General features: G+C 54.7%; 18 protein-coding genes. 8 read left to right on the top strand and 10 right to left on the bottom strand.

Annotated features, from left to right (window positions below; genetic code table 11):
• Nucleotides 1-12: 12 nt before the first annotated feature.
• The 5 genes from MLE19_RS16295 to MLE19_RS16275 form a co-directional block, all read right to left on the bottom strand.
• Nucleotides 13-1,869, bottom strand: a complete 1,857-nt coding sequence (locus MLE19_RS16295; RefSeq protein WP_240719193.1) for a dipeptide ABC transporter ATP-binding protein — start codon at nt 1,867-1,869, stop codon at nt 13-15.
• Between the two features lie 272 nt (nt 1,870-2,141).
• On the bottom strand, nt 2,142-2,477 hold the full coding sequence (locus MLE19_RS16290; protein ID WP_240719192.1) for a hypothetical protein: 336 nt from the start codon (nt 2,475-2,477) through the stop codon (nt 2,142-2,144).
• 64 nt (nt 2,478-2,541) lie between these two features.
• Nucleotides 2,542-3,615, bottom strand: a complete 1,074-nt coding sequence (locus tag MLE19_RS16285) for a histone deacetylase family protein (protein ID WP_240719191.1) — start codon at nt 3,613-3,615, stop codon at nt 2,542-2,544.
• A gap of 9 nt (nt 3,616-3,624) precedes the next feature.
• A complete protein-coding gene (locus MLE19_RS16280; RefSeq protein ID WP_240719190.1) occupies nt 3,625-3,924 on the bottom strand; it encodes a GIY-YIG nuclease family protein in 300 nt (99 codons plus the stop codon).
• Nucleotides 3,917-4,390, bottom strand: coding sequence for a YchJ family protein (locus MLE19_RS16275; RefSeq protein WP_240719189.1), 474 nt, complete (start codon nt 4,388-4,390; stop codon nt 3,917-3,919). Before MLE19_RS16275 ends, MLE19_RS16280 begins: the two co-directional genes overlap by 8 nt.
• A gap of 186 nt (nt 4,391-4,576) precedes the next feature.
• Between MLE19_RS16275 and MLE19_RS16270 the strand changes: the two genes are divergently transcribed.
• The gene (locus tag MLE19_RS16270) at nt 4,577-4,888 is read left to right on the top strand and encodes a hypothetical protein (protein WP_008957053.1); all 312 of its coding nucleotides are present in this window, start codon (nt 4,577-4,579) and stop codon (nt 4,886-4,888) included.
• Nucleotides 4,889-4,951: 63 nt separating this feature from the next.
• On the opposite strand, the gene argE is transcribed toward MLE19_RS16270, so the two are convergent.
• Nucleotides 4,952-6,115 carry an acetylornithine deacetylase gene (argE, locus tag MLE19_RS16265; protein WP_240719188.1) on the bottom strand — a complete coding sequence of 388 codons (1,164 nt, stop codon included), beginning with the start codon at nt 6,113-6,115 and terminating at the stop codon, nt 4,952-4,954.
• A gap of 214 nt (nt 6,116-6,329) precedes the next feature.
• Between argE and ugpB the strand changes: the two genes are divergently transcribed.
• The 4 genes from ugpB (at nt 6,330) to MLE19_RS16245 (ending at nt 10,553) form a co-directional block, all read left to right on the top strand.
• Nucleotides 6,330-7,655: a sn-glycerol-3-phosphate ABC transporter substrate-binding protein UgpB gene (gene ugpB, locus MLE19_RS16260; RefSeq protein WP_240719187.1), complete on the top strand. Its 1,326-nt coding sequence runs from the start codon at nt 6,330-6,332 to the stop codon at nt 7,653-7,655.
• A 90-nt stretch (nt 7,656-7,745) separates the two neighbouring features.
• Complete coding sequence (gene ugpA / locus MLE19_RS16255; protein ID WP_240719186.1) at nt 7,746-8,630, top strand: sn-glycerol-3-phosphate ABC transporter permease UgpA; 885 nt, start codon at nt 7,746-7,748, stop codon at nt 8,628-8,630.
• A gap of 23 nt (nt 8,631-8,653) precedes the next feature.
• Nucleotides 8,654-9,496 (top strand): sn-glycerol-3-phosphate ABC transporter permease UgpE, encoded by an 843-nt coding sequence (gene ugpE, locus MLE19_RS16250; RefSeq protein WP_240719185.1) that lies wholly within the window; start codon nt 8,654-8,656, stop codon nt 9,494-9,496.
• Nucleotide 9,497: 1 nt separating this feature from the next.
• Nucleotides 9,498-10,553 (top strand): sn-glycerol-3-phosphate import ATP-binding protein UgpC, encoded by a 1,056-nt coding sequence (locus MLE19_RS16245; protein ID WP_240719184.1) that lies wholly within the window; start codon nt 9,498-9,500, stop codon nt 10,551-10,553.
• Nucleotides 10,554-10,558: 5 nt separating this feature from the next.
• Here the strand turns inward: MLE19_RS16245 and MLE19_RS16240 are convergent, their stop codons facing one another.
• The 4 genes from MLE19_RS16240 to MLE19_RS16225 form a co-directional block, all read right to left on the bottom strand.
• Nucleotides 10,559-10,927, bottom strand: a complete 369-nt coding sequence (locus MLE19_RS16240; protein ID WP_240719183.1) for a DUF1428 domain-containing protein — start codon at nt 10,925-10,927, stop codon at nt 10,559-10,561.
• A 58-nt stretch (nt 10,928-10,985) separates the two neighbouring features.
• The gene (locus MLE19_RS16235) at nt 10,986-11,348 is read right to left on the bottom strand and encodes a YciI family protein (RefSeq protein ID WP_240719182.1); all 363 of its coding nucleotides are present in this window, start codon (nt 11,346-11,348) and stop codon (nt 10,986-10,988) included.
• 120 nt (nt 11,349-11,468) lie between these two features.
• Entirely contained in the window at nt 11,469-12,698 is a 1,230-nt protein-coding gene (locus tag MLE19_RS16230; protein WP_240719181.1) for an RNA polymerase sigma factor, read from the bottom strand.
• A 23-nt stretch (nt 12,699-12,721) separates the two neighbouring features.
• Nucleotides 12,722-14,383: a bifunctional metallophosphatase/5'-nucleotidase gene (locus tag MLE19_RS16225; RefSeq protein ID WP_240719180.1), complete on the bottom strand. Its 1,662-nt coding sequence runs from the start codon at nt 14,381-14,383 to the stop codon at nt 12,722-12,724.
• Between the two features lie 151 nt (nt 14,384-14,534).
• Here MLE19_RS16225 and phnD point away from each other — a divergent pair, with 151 nt between their 5' ends.
• The 3 genes from phnD to MLE19_RS16210 all read left to right on the top strand — a co-directional run.
• A complete protein-coding gene (phnD, locus tag MLE19_RS16220; protein WP_240719179.1) occupies nt 14,535-15,443 on the top strand; it encodes a phosphate/phosphite/phosphonate ABC transporter substrate-binding protein in 909 nt (302 codons plus the stop codon).
• 112 nt (nt 15,444-15,555) lie between these two features.
• Entirely contained in the window at nt 15,556-16,362 is an 807-nt protein-coding gene (gene phnC / locus MLE19_RS16215) for a phosphonate ABC transporter ATP-binding protein (RefSeq protein ID WP_240719178.1), read from the top strand.
• 13 nt (nt 16,363-16,375) lie between these two features.
• A partial coding sequence (locus MLE19_RS16210) for a PhnE/PtxC family ABC transporter permease (RefSeq protein WP_240719177.1) occupies nt 16,376-16,990 on the top strand: 615 nt, incomplete at its 3' end.

Below are 16,990 nucleotides of genomic sequence, written 5' to 3'. Positions count from 1 at the left end.
TTTGGAAACCAACTATGACGACAAACGCTCGGCGCTGCGCGCTTCCTGAGCAGCAAAATGACCAGCTGCCACCTGCACTAAGGGCAGATGCTCAGGCTCGTCACCTACCTTGCGGATGGGGCTGAGAATATCGCCCTGTAGCAATACCCGCTCCCTACGCTGGGCAGGATCGGCCACTGGCACAGCGCTTAAGAGCTTACGAGTGTAGGAGTGCTGAGGGGTATCAAACACCGCCCGGCGCTCGCCTAACTCGACAACTTGACCAAGATGCAACACCGCCACACGGTGGCTCATTTTTTCCACTACCGCCATGTCATGGCTAATAAACAGATAGGCCAAGCCTTCATCTTGTTGCAACTCCATCAGCAGGTGAATGATCTGCGCTTGGATGGATACATCTAAGGCGGATAGCGCTTCATCAGCAATGATCAACTTAGGCTTGGATGCTAGGGCGCGGGCGATGCATATTCGTTGCCGCTGGCCGCCGGAAAACTCATGAGGGTAACGCTCGGCTTGGTCGGCACTTAGGCCAACACGCTCCAGCAACTGGTCGACACGCTGTCGGATGGCCTTTGAACCCTGCAGCAGGCTATGGGTACGGATAGGTTCTGCTATCGAGAAGCCTACGGTTTTACGTGGGTCCAGGGAGGCAAAGGGGTCTTGAAAAATGTACTGTACTTCCTGGCGGAGGCGCATTTTTTCTGCCCGCGACATGTCGGCGACCGCCTTGCCACCAAAGCGTATTGTGCCACTGGTGCTTTCCTGCAACTGCTGAATGGTGCGACCAATGGTGGACTTACCAGACCCTGACTCGCCGACTAAGGCTAACGTTTCGCCAGGAAAAATAGAGAAACTGACATTTTCAACTGCATGCACACGATGGCTAACACCGCCAAAGAATCCTTTGCGGATATCGAAACGGGTCACTAGATTTTCTACTTCCACGACCGGAGCTGCATCGGTTCTCGCGGTATCCTGCTGGCGGCTTTCACCAAGCGTGCACGCAACATTTCCTTCCAGTACAACCAAAGGATCCATACGGGGTAAGTTTTCGCCCTGCATGCTTCCAAGCTTAGGAACCGCAGCTAACAGTGCCTGTGTATAGGGATGTTGGGGGCGGGCAAATATCTCCTCTACCGAGGCTTCCTCGACCTTTTCGCCATGGCGCATGACCACCACTTGGTCAGCCATCTCCGCCACCACGCCCATATCATGAGTGATAAAAATGACCGCCATGCCAAGTTCCTGCTGGAGGTCGCGCATAATGGTGAGAATTTGCGCTTGAATCGTTACATCCAGCGCCGTCGTCGGCTCATCTGCCACCAATACCTTAGGACGACAAGCCAGCGCCATGGCGATCATTACACGCTGACGCATACCGCCAGACAGCTGGTGTGGGTAGCGCTTTAATAGCGCCTCTGCATCGGGTAGCCGTACCAGTTTCAACAGTTTTACCGCTTCGACGCGGGCTGCTTCTTTTGAGAGTTTTTCATGCAGTACCAGCACTTCAGTAACCTGGTCGCCGATGGTGTAAACAGGATTCAGCGACGTCATTGGTTCCTGAAAGATCATGGCAATATCCTTGCCACGTATCTTGCGCATTGCTTTGTCGGAAAGCTGGGTAAGGTCTTGCGGCTGAGAACCACCAGCATCGTGGCGAAACAGTATCGAACCACTGGTAATCTCAGCGTTCATGTACTCTACCAAGCGCATAATGGCCAGGGAGGTCACCGATTTACCCGATCCCGATTCACCAACGATCGCCGTTGTTTTGCCAGCAAAGACATCGAAACTCAGGTTTTTAACCACCTGATTGGAACCAAAATTCACGCTCAAGGAGCGAACCGATAGCGCGGGTGATGTTGTCACAAGATGCCATGCTCCCTACTCGTGGGCAGTCTTTTGTTAAGCTCTACGCTAGGTAACCAGAGCCTTCCTAAACCGTTAGTCGTATACAGTGATCGTTTCAAACTACTTATCTTGCTAAACTGTTGTCAATCTATAATTATTTAGCGCCCACTAATTCGTCTACTTTCAAATAAGCTTCCACTGTATAGATACACTACACCTATAAAAAAACCCCTATGTAGGGGCTTTTTGGTTTTTGCTTGTTTAAGTAACGCGTTATCACAATGGCAGACTTACCCTACCCGGTGCTGCTTGAGCACGGAGAGACTTCTCTCTTCTTCGTTTTGCGGCTGAGAAGGCGCTTGGCGGGTGCCGACCAGCACGTACCATTCCGCTTCACTAAGGTAGGTTTCGCACCAGTGGCCTAGGTCGTGGGCGCACTCTTCGCGGGTGAGTTGACCACCGCGGTAGTCGTGGGCGAGCAGCAATAAATTCTGCCGGGCGGTACGGGCACGGGCATTACCACCGTGTACTTTTGCTAACGGGCAGCGTCGGTCATAGGCTGCGTTGGTCAAGGCATTGAGCCAACGTTCCAATTCATGCGCCTGAATTCCACCATACACTGCCACGCTCGAGCTCCCTGCCCCGTTGAAAGGGCATTAGCCTGCCCGATTTACGGGCCGCTGTCACTGGTTAACCTTTACCCTTGTAGTGTTCCTGTTCCAGGTTTTTTTCTAAACCCTGCTCAAAACCTTGTAACACGTTGACTACATTGACACCGATTGCGTCCACCGCATAGCCCCCTTCCATCAGAAATACGCTGGGTAAGCCTGCTTGGGCTAGGCGTTCACCTAGTAGCGTGAAGTCTGCACTGGTGAAGGTGAAGGCGCTTATCGGGTCACCCTCAAAGATATCGACCCCCAGCGATACAATCAGACACTCGCATTCGGCGGCTTGAATCTGCGCCAATGCTTGCTCCAGCGTCGCCATCCAGGTAGCCACACTGGTGCCCGGTGGCAACGGGTAGTTGACGTTAAAGCCCTCGCCTCTACCCTCGCCTTTTTCATCAGCGTAGCCCAAATAGTAAGGAAAGGTGACGTCTGGATCACCGTGTATCGAGATGAACAGGACATCGTCACGGCCATAGAAAATCTGCTGAGTGCCATTGCCGTGATGGAAATCAACGTCAAGAATAGCGACCCGACGTTTGCCAGCGTCCAAGGCACGCTGAGCTGCAACGGCGGCGTTATTAAAGAAACAGTAACCGCCAAACTGATCATAAGCGGCGTGGTGACCCGGCGGGCGACAGAGCCCAAAACTGGGTTCGCCGGTTTGTAGCGTATGTTCTAAAGCTCCCAACGCCACATCTTTACTCGCCATAGCAGCTTCAAAGGTACCTTCTGAGATCGACGTTTCCGCCGCCAAGGCGTAGTAGCCTAACCGGCCGCTAATCGAGCGGGGAATGCGGTCTGCACGCATCGTTCGGGCGGGCCAAATATTGGGAATCGCTTCGCCCTCATGCCCGGTTGCGCCCCACTCTTTCCAGCAGTTGGCCAGAAACGTCACATAGTCATGGTCGTGAACCGCTTGCACCGGCGCTAACCCATAGGCGTTAGGCGCACGAATATCGCCAAGCCCCGACTGGCGGAGATGCTTTAGCACTAAATCAAGCCGTTCCGGGCACTCAAACGGGGTAACCAACGCGCCATCATGTAGCTCCGTGCGCGCTTGGCGTAAGCGGCTATCCTCTGAATAAAACGTCAGCATGTGGGTTCCTTAATCGGCATCTAACTGAACAGGCCATAGCTTGGCCCAGCGGCGCTTTTGGCTCGGCGTTTGCTGCTTTAAGCGATATTCAGCTCGGCTGGCGGCGGCGCGGTCGTCAAACGGCTCGGCGCCCAGCAAGGCAAGGGGCGGGTTAGCGCGGGTATAACGCGCCCCTTTGCCCGTGCAGTGCGCTTGATAGCGCTTAGCGAGGTTATTGGTAATGCCCGTATACGTACCGCGCTGGCACTCCAGCAAATAGAGATACCACTGAGAATCCGTTTTGTGGGGCTGAACGATGCCACTACTCACCGCAACATACCTTTAATTTGCGCCCGCTACCACATAGGCACGGGTCGTTTCGGCGTGGCTTTAAGCGGTTAAGTGAAGGGCTACCATCTACATACCACCAACGCTGCTGCTCCTTAACGAAACGGGAAGCCTCCTCTAATACATGCCACCCTTTTTGCTCTCTTCCTCGTCCGTAAAAACAGGCACGAAAATGCACCTGTCCACTATCACCTAACGGCGGTTCTGCAGAAACAATGGTTAGCGATTTCCACTCGGTTTCGGGGTCAGGCGCAAGTTCTGCTGGCCGTGTGGTGGGGTGCCACGTGGCCAGTAGGTAATCGCTAAGGCCCAATGCAAAGGCCGAATAGCGAGAGCGCATCAACGCTTCAGGATCAGGTGCGAAGGCACCTTGATGGTAACGACCACAGCAGAGAGCCAGCCTTAAATCGCTGCCACAGGGGCAACTTACATCAGTCGTGCGGGTCATAACCTAAGCTCTTTAGCCATCTTTTCTATAGCCTAACCGATACGCCCTATGCGCGTCGCCCGGCGTGTATCAGTATTGTTTCGATATTCACGCTGCGTTAGGTATATAGTAGTGGGGCAATACATTCAGACGATGGGGTACGAATCACGATTGATCATTCTTTCCAAACATTTTGGAGGTTCTCCTATGAAGGTCTTTAAACCGGAATGGCAGTGCACGTTTAGCGTAAACGAAGGCGCGGAAGAATCAGCAACTTGGAAAGAGAAAATCGCGTGGCGGCTCAGGGGAGTTGCAGACCGGCTGGAAGGTGGCGGGCGCACGGTAAAAATCGATTACCGAGTGACGCCAGCAGTTAGTCCACAGGAAGTGGATACTTGCTTAGGCAAGGGTTTCGAAGTAACTCAGCGCCTGCTAACGCAGTTAGCCCAACAGCAGGCGTGCGAAGATGTGATGCGCCATGCTAAAGCTGAGCTGTTTGAACAACATCCTCAGCACTAAAATGGTATATCAAAAAATCCCACCCCTTTTAAGGGTGGGATTTTTTTTAGTCAATCGCGAACGCTAGGCTGGCTGCTCCAGCGCTTTACCCATCTTAGTGAGGAACGACTCGCACTCCTCTAGCTGAGCAATATCAATATATTCATCGGGCTGATGTGCCTGGGCGATGCTGCCAGGGCCAAGAATAATCGTTTGTAAGCCTTGGCCCTGAAACTGCCCGGCCTCGGTTGCATAGGCCACCGCGTGGTCGCAACACTCTGCTGGCAAATGGTCTTTGGCTAAGCGAAGCACTCGGTCATTATCACGATCCGCCAGCCCCGGCACGGTGACGTTAAGCGGCTCGGTCGTGATCTCAACATACTTCCCTTTGGCCTGCAGCTCAGCAGTTAACGTGGCGCAAAACGCCTCAAAGCGCGCGTATATTTCGTCGAAGGTGTCCGTTGGCAGGTGGCGAATCTCCCACTCAAACTGACACTCCCGCGCCATAATATTGATCGCCGTGCCGCCTTTTATTTTGCCCACATGCAGACTGGTGTGAGGCACGTTAAAGGCCTCATCGACCCGCCCCTCTTCTACTAACGCCGCCATCGTATCTTCAATAAAGGTGACTAGCCTTGCCGCTACGTGAATGGCGGACGTGCCTTGATTGACTTGGCTGCTATGCGCTTCCTGACCCATGACGGTGGTACGCAGGTTAGTAGCGCCTTTTTGTGCCACCACCGGCTGCATACTGGTGGGCTCGCCGACAATTACATGGGCGGTAGTGGAGTAGTGCTCGTAAAAGCGCTTAATAAGGCTTGGCGCACCCACGCAGCCGATCTCCTCATCGTAAGAGAAGCCAAGATAAATGGGCTGCTGCAAAGACGCTTTCGACCAGTTGGGCACCATCGCCAATACACAGGCGATAAAGCCTTTCATATCGCAGGAGCCACGCCCGTATAGCCGCCCATCGCCACCGTCGCGCAGGGTAAAGGGATCACTTGACCACGGCTGCCCCGCCACCGGGACCACATCGGTATGCCCGGAAAGCATTACCCCACCAGGCGCATCTGGGCCGACTCTTGCGATCAAATTCGCCTTGGTACCGCAGGGGCTCATCACCCGCTCGGCGCTCACGCCGTACTCGGCTAAATAACCTTCCACATACTCAATCAGCGCCAGATTGGATTCGCTGGAGATGGTGTCAAAGGCGATCAGTTTTTCGAGCAGCGCAATGGCATCGGACATGAGATTTGCTTTCCTAGCGTGTCAAAACAGCGTTGCGCTAACCCTAACACCCTCCAGACCCTTCGCCTACTCTCGCCCACTAACGTTGACTGTCATGACAGGTTCACCGTGTATTCATTTAAACGTCATCTACACTTCTTACTGTTCAATGCATCCAAAAATCTCAATAAACGCATTGCACGCCTGACTAAGCTCAGGCCCACAAGGAGCTGTTATGTCACGTTTTACACTGCACGCGCTTGCCGTTGGTGTGGCGACTGCCAGCCTGAGCCTATCTGCCCAGGCCGCAACGGAAGTCAGCTGGTGGCACGCCATGGGCGGCCAGCTCGGCGAAATTCTTGAAGGCATCACCGAGGATTTCAACGCGTCCCAGGATGAGTACCAGGTTAATCCCAGCTACCGCGGCACCTATGCTGAAACCATGACGGGCGCGATTGCCGCTTTCCGTGCCAACGAACAGCCGCATATCCTGCAAGTGTTTGAAGTCGGCACCGGCACCATGATGAACGCCAAAGGCGCCATTTATCCTGTTTATGAGTTGATGGAAGAGCACGGTCGCGCTTTCGATAACGACGCCTTCCTGCCCGCCGTGGTCGGTTATTACACGGACACTAACGGCAACATGCTCTCTTTCCCGTTCAACTCCTCTACACCCATTATGTACTACAACCGCGACGTGTTTGAGGAAGCGGGCCTAGACCCAGAGCAGCCCCCCGAAACATGGGAAGAGCTGGCTGATTTCTCTCGCCAAATCGTCGAATCCGGGGCGGCCAGCTGTGGTTTTACGTCGTCTTGGCCAAGCTGGGTAATGCTGGAAAACTTCTCCGCCATGCATAACTCGCCGCTCGGCACACTGGAAAACGGCTTTGGCGGTATGGAAACCGAGCTTAATTTCAACAATGAGCTGGTGGCCCGCCATTGGGATAACTTACACGACTGGCAGGAAGAGAACGTTTACCGCTGGGCGGGCCCCGGCACCGGTCCTGACTCCGAGCCGATGTTCTACTCCCAGGACTGCGCGATTTTCTTTGGCTCCTCAGCCTCTCGCGCCGATGTCGCCGCCAACTCTGACTTTGAAGTCGGCTTTGGCATGCAACCCTACTACGCCGATATAGACGGCGCTCCACAGAACTCGATTATCGGTGGCGCTACGCTGTGGACACTGCAGGGCCACAGTGACGAAGAGTACGCAGCCGTTGCGGCGTTCTTTGAATACCTTTCACAGCCCGAAGTGCAGGCGCAGTGGCACCAGCAAACGGGCTATCTGCCGATCACTCAGGCCGCTTGGGACTTAAGTGAAGAGCAGGGTTACTACGAAGAGAACCCCGGTGCAGATATTTCCCTGAAGCAGATGACGCTCAACGAGCCGACCGAGAACTCGAAAGGCCTGCGTTTTGGTAACTTCGTGCAGATTCGCGACATCATTTCCGAAGAGATGGAAGCCGTAATGACCGGCGGTAAATCAGGACAGGAAGCCGCGGATGACGCAGTGGAACGCGGCAACGCGCTGCTACGTGACTTTGAATCCGCCAATCAGTAAATAAGCACTTACTTCGCCGCCTACCCTCTAGGGTAGGCGGCGCTTTCGTTTATTAATGCTTATATCTATGGCTACTTGGCTGAGCTGCCCATGCAAACTAAACGCATGACGTTTCCGGGGGGCTGGCTGCCGTTTGCGCTGCTGGCGCCTCAGGTGATCATCACCCTGATCTTTTTTATCTGGCCAGCGGGCCAGGCGCTGTATCAGTCGCTACTGCGCGAAGACGCCTTTGGACTGAAAACGACCTTTGTGGGCCTTGAAAACTTTGCCCGCCTATTTCGCGACGGTAGCTACCTCAACTCAATGTCGGTCACCGTGGTATTTGCGGTGGGCACGACGCTCATCTCCATGTCGGTGGCATTACTGCTGGCCAGCACCGTCAATCGGATGATTCGCTCACACAGTACTTACACCACGCTACTGGTCTGGCCCTACGCCATTGCCCCCGCGCTTGCGGGCGTTTTGTGGTGGTTTATCTTCAACCCCTCCATCGGCATCGTGCCCTATATGCTGGAAATGGTGGGTTACAACTGGAACCACCGAAATTCCGGTAGTGATGCCATGCTGCTGGTGATTTTGGCCGCTGCCTGGAAGCAGATCTCCTACAATTTTTTGTTCTTTCTAGCGGGTTTACAGTCCATTCCCCAATCGCTGATTGAAGCGGCCTCGATTGATGGCGCCAGCCCCATTAAGCGTTTCTGGACGATTATCTTCCCGCTGCTTTCGCCCACCACCTTTTTCTTGATGGTGGTTAACGTGGTGTACGCCATGTTCGATACCTTTGGCATTATCCACGCCACGACACAGGGCGGCCCGGCTCAGTCGACCAACATTTTGGTTTACAAGGTCTACGCCGATGGCTTTGTGGGACTCAATTTGGGCTCGTCGGCCGCTCAGTCGGTAATCCTCATGGTGATTGTGGTGGCGCTGACGGTGATTCAATTCCGCTTTATTGAGCGGCGCGTGAACTATTAAATAGGCCTCATTGGAGTGTTGTCATGGTTGAAAACCGCCCATGGGCCAATTTTTTCGCCCACACCGTGTTAATCATTGGCGTTGCGCTGGTGGTTTTTCCGGTTTATATCGCTGTTGTGGCCTCGACCCAGGCGCCAGGTGAACTGATGCGCGGCACCATACCGCTGCTGCCGGGCAGCCACGGGATCGAAAACTATACCCAGATGTGGCAATCCGGCGTGTCATCGGCTAACTCTCCGCCTGCTGCATTGATGCTTTGGAACAGTTTTGTGATGGCCATGGCGATTACCGTGGGCAAGCTGTCGATTTCGTTGCTCTCCGCCTTTGCCATTGTCTACTTCCGCTTCCGCTTCCGGATGTTCTTTTTCTGGCTGATCTTCGTCACCCTGATGCTGCCGGTGGAAGTGCGCATTATCCCTACCTTTCAGGTGGTCGCCGACCTTAAAATGCTCAACAGCTTTGCTGGGCTGTCGATTCCTCTAATTGCCTCGGCCACTGCCACCTTCCTGTTCCGCCAGTTCTTTATGACCATTCCCGAAGAGATGCTTGAAGCCGCCCGCGTGGATGGTGCGGGGCCGTTCAAATTCTTTAAAGACATCTTGATGCCGCTCTCCGTGACCAACATCGCGGCGCTTTTTGTGATCATGTTTATTTATGGCTGGAACCAGTATTTGTGGCCGCTGCTGATCACCACCGACCCCGACTACACCACCATTGTGATGGGCATCCAGCGCATGACCTCAGAAGAGAACCCGCAATGGCATTTGGTGATGGCCGCCGTGGTCATGGCCGCGCTGCCACCGGTATTAGTGATTCTGTTTATGCAACGCCTGTTTGTGAAAGGCCTGACCGAGACGGAGAAATAAGATGGCCAGCATTACCTTGGAAGGGCTTAAGAAAACCTATACCGGCAATGTAAACGCGGTGAAAGGTATCGACCTACACATTGAAGACGGTGAATTCGTAGTACTGGTCGGGCCTTCGGGCTGCGGAAAATCCACCCTGCTACGCATGGTGGCGGGTTTGGAAATCATCACGGAAGGCACGCTAAAAATCGGCGATCGGGTGGTGAATAAACTCGAACCCGCCGAGCGCGATATCGCCATGGTGTTCCAGAACTATGCGCTCTATCCACATATGACGGTATACAACAATCTCGCCTATGGCCTGAAAAACCGCGGCTTTAAAAAAGATGAGATTGAGAAGCGCGTGCGCGTTGCCGCCAAAATGCTTGAGATCGAAGAGTTTCTGGATCGCAAACCGCGCAAGCTCTCCGGCGGTCAGCGCCAACGGGTGGCCATGGGCCGCGCCCTGGTGCGCGACCCAGCGGCGTTTCTGTTCGACGAGCCACTCTCGAACCTGGATGCCAAGCTGCGTGTGCAGATGCGCGTGGAGATCAAGCAGCTACAGCGGCGCCTGAAAACCACCAGCCTGTACGTGACCCACGACCAGTTGGAGGCGATGACCTTAGGCGATCGCTTAGTGGTACTAAACGCGGGTCAGATTGAGCAAGTGGGCACGCCCATGGAGATCTACGCCCGCCCCGCCAGCATGTTCGTGGCCGGGTTTATCGGCTCCCCCGCCATGAATATGCTGCCGGTGGATTACTTGAACGAACAAGGCGCCAACGGTCTACTGGATAATCTGCCCGACGGCACCGATACCGTCGGCATTCGCCCGGATGATATGCACTTAGCGCCCCCCACAGTGCCCCACCTTATTGTCGACTCAACGCTTGAGCTGTTTGAAGCCGCCGGGGCCGAAAGCCACCTGTACGTGACCCTCGCCAATAGCGACCAGCCCACGGTGATCCGCGTATCGGGCCAGCCGCCGGTCGCCGAAGGTGAAACCCTGCGTTTTTATGTCACCCGCGACGCCCTGCATCCTTTCAATAGCGCCACGGGAAAACGTACAGGAGACTGACACTCTCACTCCACCACGATGGTTTCGAACCCTCCAAAAATCATCCGTTTTCCATCGAAAGGCATGGGATTTACGTCTGGCTGCATACGTGGATCTTCCATCATTTTGGCCATGCCTGCGTCGCGCACCTGTTTAGAAGGCCAAATCAGCCAAGAGAAAACGACGGTCTCGTCGTCACGACACTTCACTGCCATCGGAAACGACGTGACCTCACCGTCAGGTACGTCGTCGCCCCAGCACTCGACGACTTTTAGAGCACCTAACTCTTTAAAAATCCCCGCCGCCATCTGGGCATGGGCAATGAATTTTTCTTTATTTGCTGTGGGCACGGCTGCCACGAAACCGTCTACATAGTGTTTATCTGCACTGTTCATGTGGGTGCTCCTGGTCAATCGATTAAAAATCATCGAATAAGGGTTATCGAATAACGGCTTACTCACGCTTTGGGGGTAATTCACGCACGGGCCTGACTTCGATGCTGCCGAGGCGAGCGGGCGCTATGCGGCTGGCGAGCTGTAGCGCCTCATTCAAATCGACGGCATCCAGCAGATAGAACCCCGCCAACTGCTCTTTGGTTTCAGCGAAGGGGCCATCCGTCAGCAGCGTTTCACCATGCCTTACCCGCACGGTCGTGGCAGTATCAATGGGCTGGAGCGCCTGTCCGGCCAGGTATTTTCCCTGTGCCGTCATGCGCTCGACCCCGGCAATGCACTCCTGGTTGAGGTCTTGCCAGGCCTGTTCGGTCATGGCGTTAATGATGCTTTCCTGGTAATAAACCAGCGCGACGTACTTCATATCGAGGGCTCTCCTATGCACTCTGGTCAGCATGATGCTGACAACCAAAAGCAAATTCGCTAATGGCTGTATAGGTAAGTCGTACTAAAGACGAACGAATCGACAGCGACGCCAATTTTTTTATGCGGGGAGGTTAAGTTCGGCTAATCGTCGGGTAAGAAACTGCCGCTCAGGATATTGGCTGGCCAGCGCCAGCGCCTGCTGATACGCCTGAACCGCAGCAAGCCGGTCGCCGGAACGGCGGTAGAGTTCGGCTTTTGCTGCGTGGTAAAGGTGGTAGTGGTGCATCTGAGGGTGCTCACTCAGTGCATCCAACAGCATCAAGCCCGCCTGCGGCGAATCACGTATGGCAACCGCAACAGCACGGTTCAGCGCCAGAATAGGGGTGGGCTGTTGTAGGTATAGTGCTTCGTAGAGGCGCACAATGCGTGCCCAATCGGTGGTTTCCGCGCTAGGAGCTTGAGCATGGACGGCGGCAATAGAGGCTTGCAAGGTGTAAGCACTCACCGGTGTGAGCGGTAAGGCGCGTTCCAACCACGCAAGCCCGGTGCGAATCCGTTCGGCATCCCAGCGCTTTCGATCCTGCTCTTCCAGTGTCATCAGCTCTCCGCTGACCGTTTGCCGGGTATCGCGGCGGGCGTCGTGCAGCAGCATTAACGCCAGCAAGCCAAACACTTCGCCGTGGGGCAATAAATCCGCTAAGGCGCGGCCCAGGCGAATCGCTTCATCGATGAGGTTGACGTCGATCACCTGCTCACCATCGCTGCGCGAATAACCTTCGTTAAACACCAAGTAAATGACCTGCAGCACGCTGGGCAGGCGTTGTGGCAGCTGTGTGCGCTCGGGCACTTCGTAGGGTATACCGGCATCGCGGATTTTACGCTTGGCGCGAACGATACGCTGCGCCAGTGTTGCGGGTTTGGTCAGTAGCGCACTCGCCACTTGCTCGGTCGTCAGGCCGCACATTTCTCGCAGGGTCAGCGCGACCCTGGCTTCCATGGTCAAGCTGGGATGACAGCAGGTAAACAGCAAGCGCAGTTGATCATCCTCAATGCTGCGCTCGTCGGGCTCTACCATTGCTTCCGTCATGGCATCCGATGTTGCGATCAAATGAGCGTTGCGCCGAGCGGTGCCATGACGGCGTAGCTGGTCAATACCACGGCGGTATCCGGTGCGGATCAACCACGCTAGCGGATTATCCGGCTCGCCCGTTGCAGGCCATTGCTGAAGTGCGGCAGCAAAGGCTTCTTGGCTGGCTTCTTCCGCTAAGGAGAAATCACCAAGCAGACGAATCAGCGTGGCCTGCACGCGCCGGGAGTAACACTGATAAAGCTGTTCAATCGTGGCCATGGCCGGAACCACTTAATGTGCGTTTAATTAGCCTCTTCGGCAACGTCAATAATCCGCCCTTCGACTGTATAGAAGACCTCTTTCCGGTCGACCATATAGTTACGCAGCATTTCCCAATCCGTATTACCGACAATGGTATTGCGGCCGTCATCATAAGCAGCACCTAGCGCGGCATGGCTATCGCCGCCCGCGGCAGTGAAGTTATTGGTAGCTATAGTATAGGTGCGTTCGCTATCAATGGCCTGCATCGCGCCTTCCTGAGCGACCTTCAGGCTGACCAAGCGCTCACCCACCGGCTTATCGCTGTCATAAACCAGCTCGACGCCGGCTGAAACATGCAGAAAACCGCCGTTTTCATCGGGTGCATTGGCTAAAGCGATTTCAAAGGTTTCCAGCAACTCAGCGCCGGTGACATCAAGCAGCGTTAAGCGATTGCCAAACGGTTGCACGGCAATCAAATCGCCCACTGTCACATCGCCCGTCTCAATCGCCTCACGGATGCCACCGCTATTTTGGATCGCCATCACCGTGTCGGGCGCCACTTGCTGGGCCGCCTGCAATTGAGCATCCGTGATTAAATTACCCAGCGCAGTTTCATTGGCACGCACGCTCTGCTCATCGCCGTTACCGTGGCGTGGGTTAGGCAGTGCAGTGATGACTTTGGCCCCCACCTGCGTGTCACGTAACTCTTCAATCGCAGCGGTGTAAGGCGCTAGCCGCTCAGCTGCGTCAGGATCTGACTCGCGATCATCCACGGCGAGCAGCTCACCGCTGACATCCACCACCACCCCACTGTCATCAAAGGTCACCTGCATCACGCCGAGGTGTTGCCCATATTCACCCGCCTGACCGATCGCAGTGGGCGTCAACGCTTCACCGTCGCGGTTTTCGCTAAGCAGCATGGGCGGTGAGACTTGGGTATGGCTATGGCCGCCAATAATAATATCGATACCGTCAACGTGCTCCGCCAGCAGCAGGTCGTTCCCCATGCTGGGGTCGCTGTCGTAACCAAGGTGAGTAAGCGCGATAATCTTATTAACCCCCTGTTCTTCGAAGCTTGCCACCATGGCCTCCGCCGCCTGGCGATAATCGCTAATAGTGACTTGGCCGGGGCTGGAGATTGTCTCGCTATCTTGGGTGCTTAACCCAAAGATGCCGATTTGCTCACCTTGATGCTCAACAATAATGCCGTCATAAAGTTGCCCGTCTTGCGGGTCCGCGCTCAACGAATCACCCAGTATGGCAGCAAATTCCGGCCCCGCTGAAAAATCTAAATTGGCACCTAAAATGGGAAACTCAGCGCCTTCAAAAAACGCCGCTAACGCCTGGTGGCCCTCTTCCGCATCACCCAAATCAAACTCATGGTTACCCGGCACAAAGGCGTCGTAGCCCATTAAATTCATGAATTCGAGAGCGTCCTGGCCCTGAAATTCAGTGAAGTAGAGCGTGCCTGAAAAAATGTCGCCCGCGTCCAGCAATAGCGCTTCGCCATACTGCTCACGGGCTTCCTTTAGCGTGGTGACTAAGTAAGGGTACTGATCGGTACGCCCGTGCAGGTCGTTGGTATGAAACAGCGTAAGGGTGAAATTCTCGGCCAGTACGGGAGGAGCGGTGACGAATAAAGCTGTCCCTAGCGCAATGCCATAGCGGTTAAGACGCATATTGATGACTCCTTTCATGTCCATGTATTGGCACTTTAGCAGTAAAGATAGCCCATGGGTGCTGTCATAAATCCGTGACGAGATCGTCACCTTCACTACACCCAACCGTCATTGTCGGCTGTCACTCTACGACCACCTCAATTTTTCGTCGTATCGCTGACAGGACAAACGACTCATGTATAAAGCCAATATGGGTAACACCACTATGTATAAGACAGGGCTGAGCTTGGCTATCGCGGGCATGGCTGTCTTCGCGACGCCTACCGTTTTCGCCAATGACGACTTAAGCAATGTTTGCCCTAATCCCATTCGCATGGCAGATACCGGCATTGAAGGCATGGGACCGTTAGAAGAAGCCTTTGGCCCCTTCGCCGAAGCCTTTGCAACCACCACTGGCCTTGCTCTGGAGATGTTTAGCCTGAGCAACCGTACCGCCGCAGGCACCGCGCTGCAGTATGACGACGTTGATCTGGTTTTCGCAGGTCCATCCGAGTTCGTGCTATTTGACCGCGAAAGCGATATCGAAATTTTGTTTGCCATTGAGCGCCCGCACTACGGCAGCAGCTTTTTTGTGCCCGCCGAGAGCGAGATCGAAACGCTTGAAGACCTGGAAGGCCGCCGCGTAGCGCTGAAAGATGTGGGCTCAACCAGCGGGCATATTTTCCCCAGCCAAATGCTGGTCGACGCAGGTTTAGATATTCAACGCGACTTGGAAATCATTATGGCCGGCGATGCGCGCATTGCCGCCCTCGTCAATGGTGATGTAGATGCCATGGGCGGCGGCAACCGGGATATCGACGAAATCCAAGCCATGGACCCCAACGGCGAGTATCGCGTGATAGCTCAAAGTGATGTACTGCCCGGCGACCCGGTGGTGATGCGCGGCTCTTTGGATGACGCCTGTAAAACAGCCCTGCGCGAGACGCTCAGAACCAATGCCGACACGCTTTGGAATGCGCTCATTGCGACAGATCGCAACGAAGATAAGTTTTTAAACCGCGACTCATCACTCGGTTTTGACCGCACCAACGAAGATTACGACGTGGTGCGCCGTGCCTACGAAGCCGCCGGTATCGCCCTGTAAGCAGCGCTCTCTTGTCGTTCCACTTCAGCACAGGGACGTGCTGCTTTTAGATAGGTTTCAGCATGATTATTGACCGTATTCACCTCCTGTCCTTAGTACAGGAGGTTTTTTTATGAAGGCTATAAGCGTCCAACACGTGCATAAACGCTACGGTGAACTACACGTACTGCGTGGCTTAACGCTAGAGATTAGCAAAGGCGAGTGCGTAATTTTACTCGGTGCAAACGGCTGCGGAAAATCGACGTTGATGCGCTGTTTAAATGGATTAGCGCCTCACGACCAAGGGGATATCACCATTTTTGGGCAACCCCTTAACCACCTTTCAAAAGCTAAATTACGCCAGCTACGGCGCAAAGTGGGGGTGGTTTTCCAGCAATTTAACCTGGTGCAAAACGTCAGCGTTTTTCAAAACGTGCTGTACGGCGCCATGGGCCAGCAACGCTTTGGCCTGCTCTCCTCACTGGCTTGCTTTGCGAGCAATGACTTGCGCGAACGCGCCATGGCATCGCTTGAACGCGTTGGGTTAGCGCACAAGGCACACGCTGACTGCCGCGAACTCTCCGGTGGTCAACAGCAGCGGGTGGCGATTGCCCGCACGCTGATGCAAGACGCCGAGATCATTATTGCCGACGAGCCGGTGGCCAGCCTTGACCCAAAGGCGGGAAAAGAAATCATGGATCTGCTGCTCGACGTAGTGGCAGAACGCCAGCTAACCGTGCTGTGCACACTGCACCAGTTGGAGTTAGCCCAGCAGTACGGTGACCGCATCGTCGGCATGAAGGCGGGCCAAATAGTGCTCGATTCGCCGCGGACGGACGTGGCGCTGGCCACTATGCAGCAGCTCTACCAGGGTGATGTGCGGGTTGACCAAACCTCTGCCCCAGCCACTGATACCACCGCCATTCCCTCTATCCGTTAATGTCGAGAGCGATATGCCTATTCAACGTCGTACCACACCGTCTCTTCCGCCGCGATTTGCCATGCCCTCCCCGTTTACTTGGGGGGTGGTGTTAGTTTTTCTAGCGCTGTTTGTTCAAGGTGTAATGGCCACCAATTTAACCCTGGAACGCCTGCTGCGTGGTGCCGTCAATTTAGTCCACTTTTTAGGGCGCGCCTTTCCCCCTGACCTTTCCGATCTCGATGTGCTGGCGTGGTCAATGTATGAAACCCTCAATATTGCCATTGTGGGGGTCACCATTGGGGTTATTTTGAGCGTGCCTTTCGCGCTACTGGCCGCTCGCAATACTTCGCCAGCACCCTGGGTTCGTTCAATCACACGCCTGATGATTGCCACCATGCGCACCATCCCAGACCTAATCTGGGCGCTTATTTTTGTGGTCGCGGTTGGCCTCGGCCCGATTGCAGGAGTACTTGCCATTGTGATGGATACCATCGGCTTTGCGGCCCGGTTTTTTTCGGAGCGCATTGAAGAGGTTCATCCCGGCCCTTCTGAGGCCTTGAGCGCCACGGGCGCTGGAAGGCTTTCCGTGATTGGCGGTGCTATTTTGCCGGAAACGTTGGCATCCATGACAGCAACGAGCCTTTAT

The sequence above is a fragment of the Vreelandella neptunia genome (genome assembly GCF_022489065.1).
Lineage (GTDB): Bacteria > Pseudomonadota > Gammaproteobacteria > Pseudomonadales > Halomonadaceae > Vreelandella > Vreelandella neptunia_A.
This window is presented reverse-complemented; position numbering and strand designations above follow the sequence as displayed.

Bases quoted from the DNA above. Each gene is read 5' to 3' on its own strand.
- MLE19_RS16230 (WP_240719181.1), bottom strand. From the start codon at position 12,698: ATGGCCACGATTGAACAGCTTTATCAGTGTTACTCCCGGCGCGTGCAG.
- MLE19_RS16240 (WP_240719183.1), bottom strand. From the start codon at position 10,927: ATGAACAGTGCAGATAAACACTATGTAGACGGTTTCGTGGCAGCCGTG.
- MLE19_RS16235 (WP_240719182.1), bottom strand. From the start codon at position 11,348: ATGAAGTACGTCGCGCTGGTTTATTACCAGGAAAGCATCATTAACGCC.
- ugpE (WP_240719185.1), top strand. From the start codon at position 8,654: ATGGTTGAAAACCGCCCATGGGCCAATTTTTTCGCCCACACCGTGTTA.
- ugpB (WP_240719187.1), top strand. From the start codon at position 6,330: ATGTCACGTTTTACACTGCACGCGCTTGCCGTTGGTGTGGCGACTGCC.
- phnC (WP_240719178.1), top strand. From the start codon at position 15,556: ATGAAGGCTATAAGCGTCCAACACGTGCATAAACGCTACGGTGAACTA.
- MLE19_RS16285 (WP_240719191.1), bottom strand. From the start codon at position 3,615: ATGCTGACGTTTTATTCAGAGGATAGCCGCTTACGCCAAGCGCGCACG.
- MLE19_RS16225 (WP_240719180.1), bottom strand. From the start codon at position 14,383: ATGGACATGAAAGGAGTCATCAATATGCGTCTTAACCGCTATGGCATT.
- ugpA (WP_240719186.1), top strand. From the start codon at position 7,746: ATGCAAACTAAACGCATGACGTTTCCGGGGGGCTGGCTGCCGTTTGCG.
- MLE19_RS16245 (WP_240719184.1), top strand. From the start codon at position 9,498: ATGGCCAGCATTACCTTGGAAGGGCTTAAGAAAACCTATACCGGCAAT.
- MLE19_RS16275 (WP_240719189.1), bottom strand. From the start codon at position 4,390: ATGACCCGCACGACTGATGTAAGTTGCCCCTGTGGCAGCGATTTAAGG.
- argE (WP_240719188.1), bottom strand. From the start codon at position 6,115: ATGTCCGATGCCATTGCGCTGCTCGAAAAACTGATCGCCTTTGACACC.
- phnD (WP_240719179.1), top strand. From the start codon at position 14,535: ATGTATAAAGCCAATATGGGTAACACCACTATGTATAAGACAGGGCTG.
- MLE19_RS16270 (WP_008957053.1), top strand. From the start codon at position 4,577: ATGAAGGTCTTTAAACCGGAATGGCAGTGCACGTTTAGCGTAAACGAA.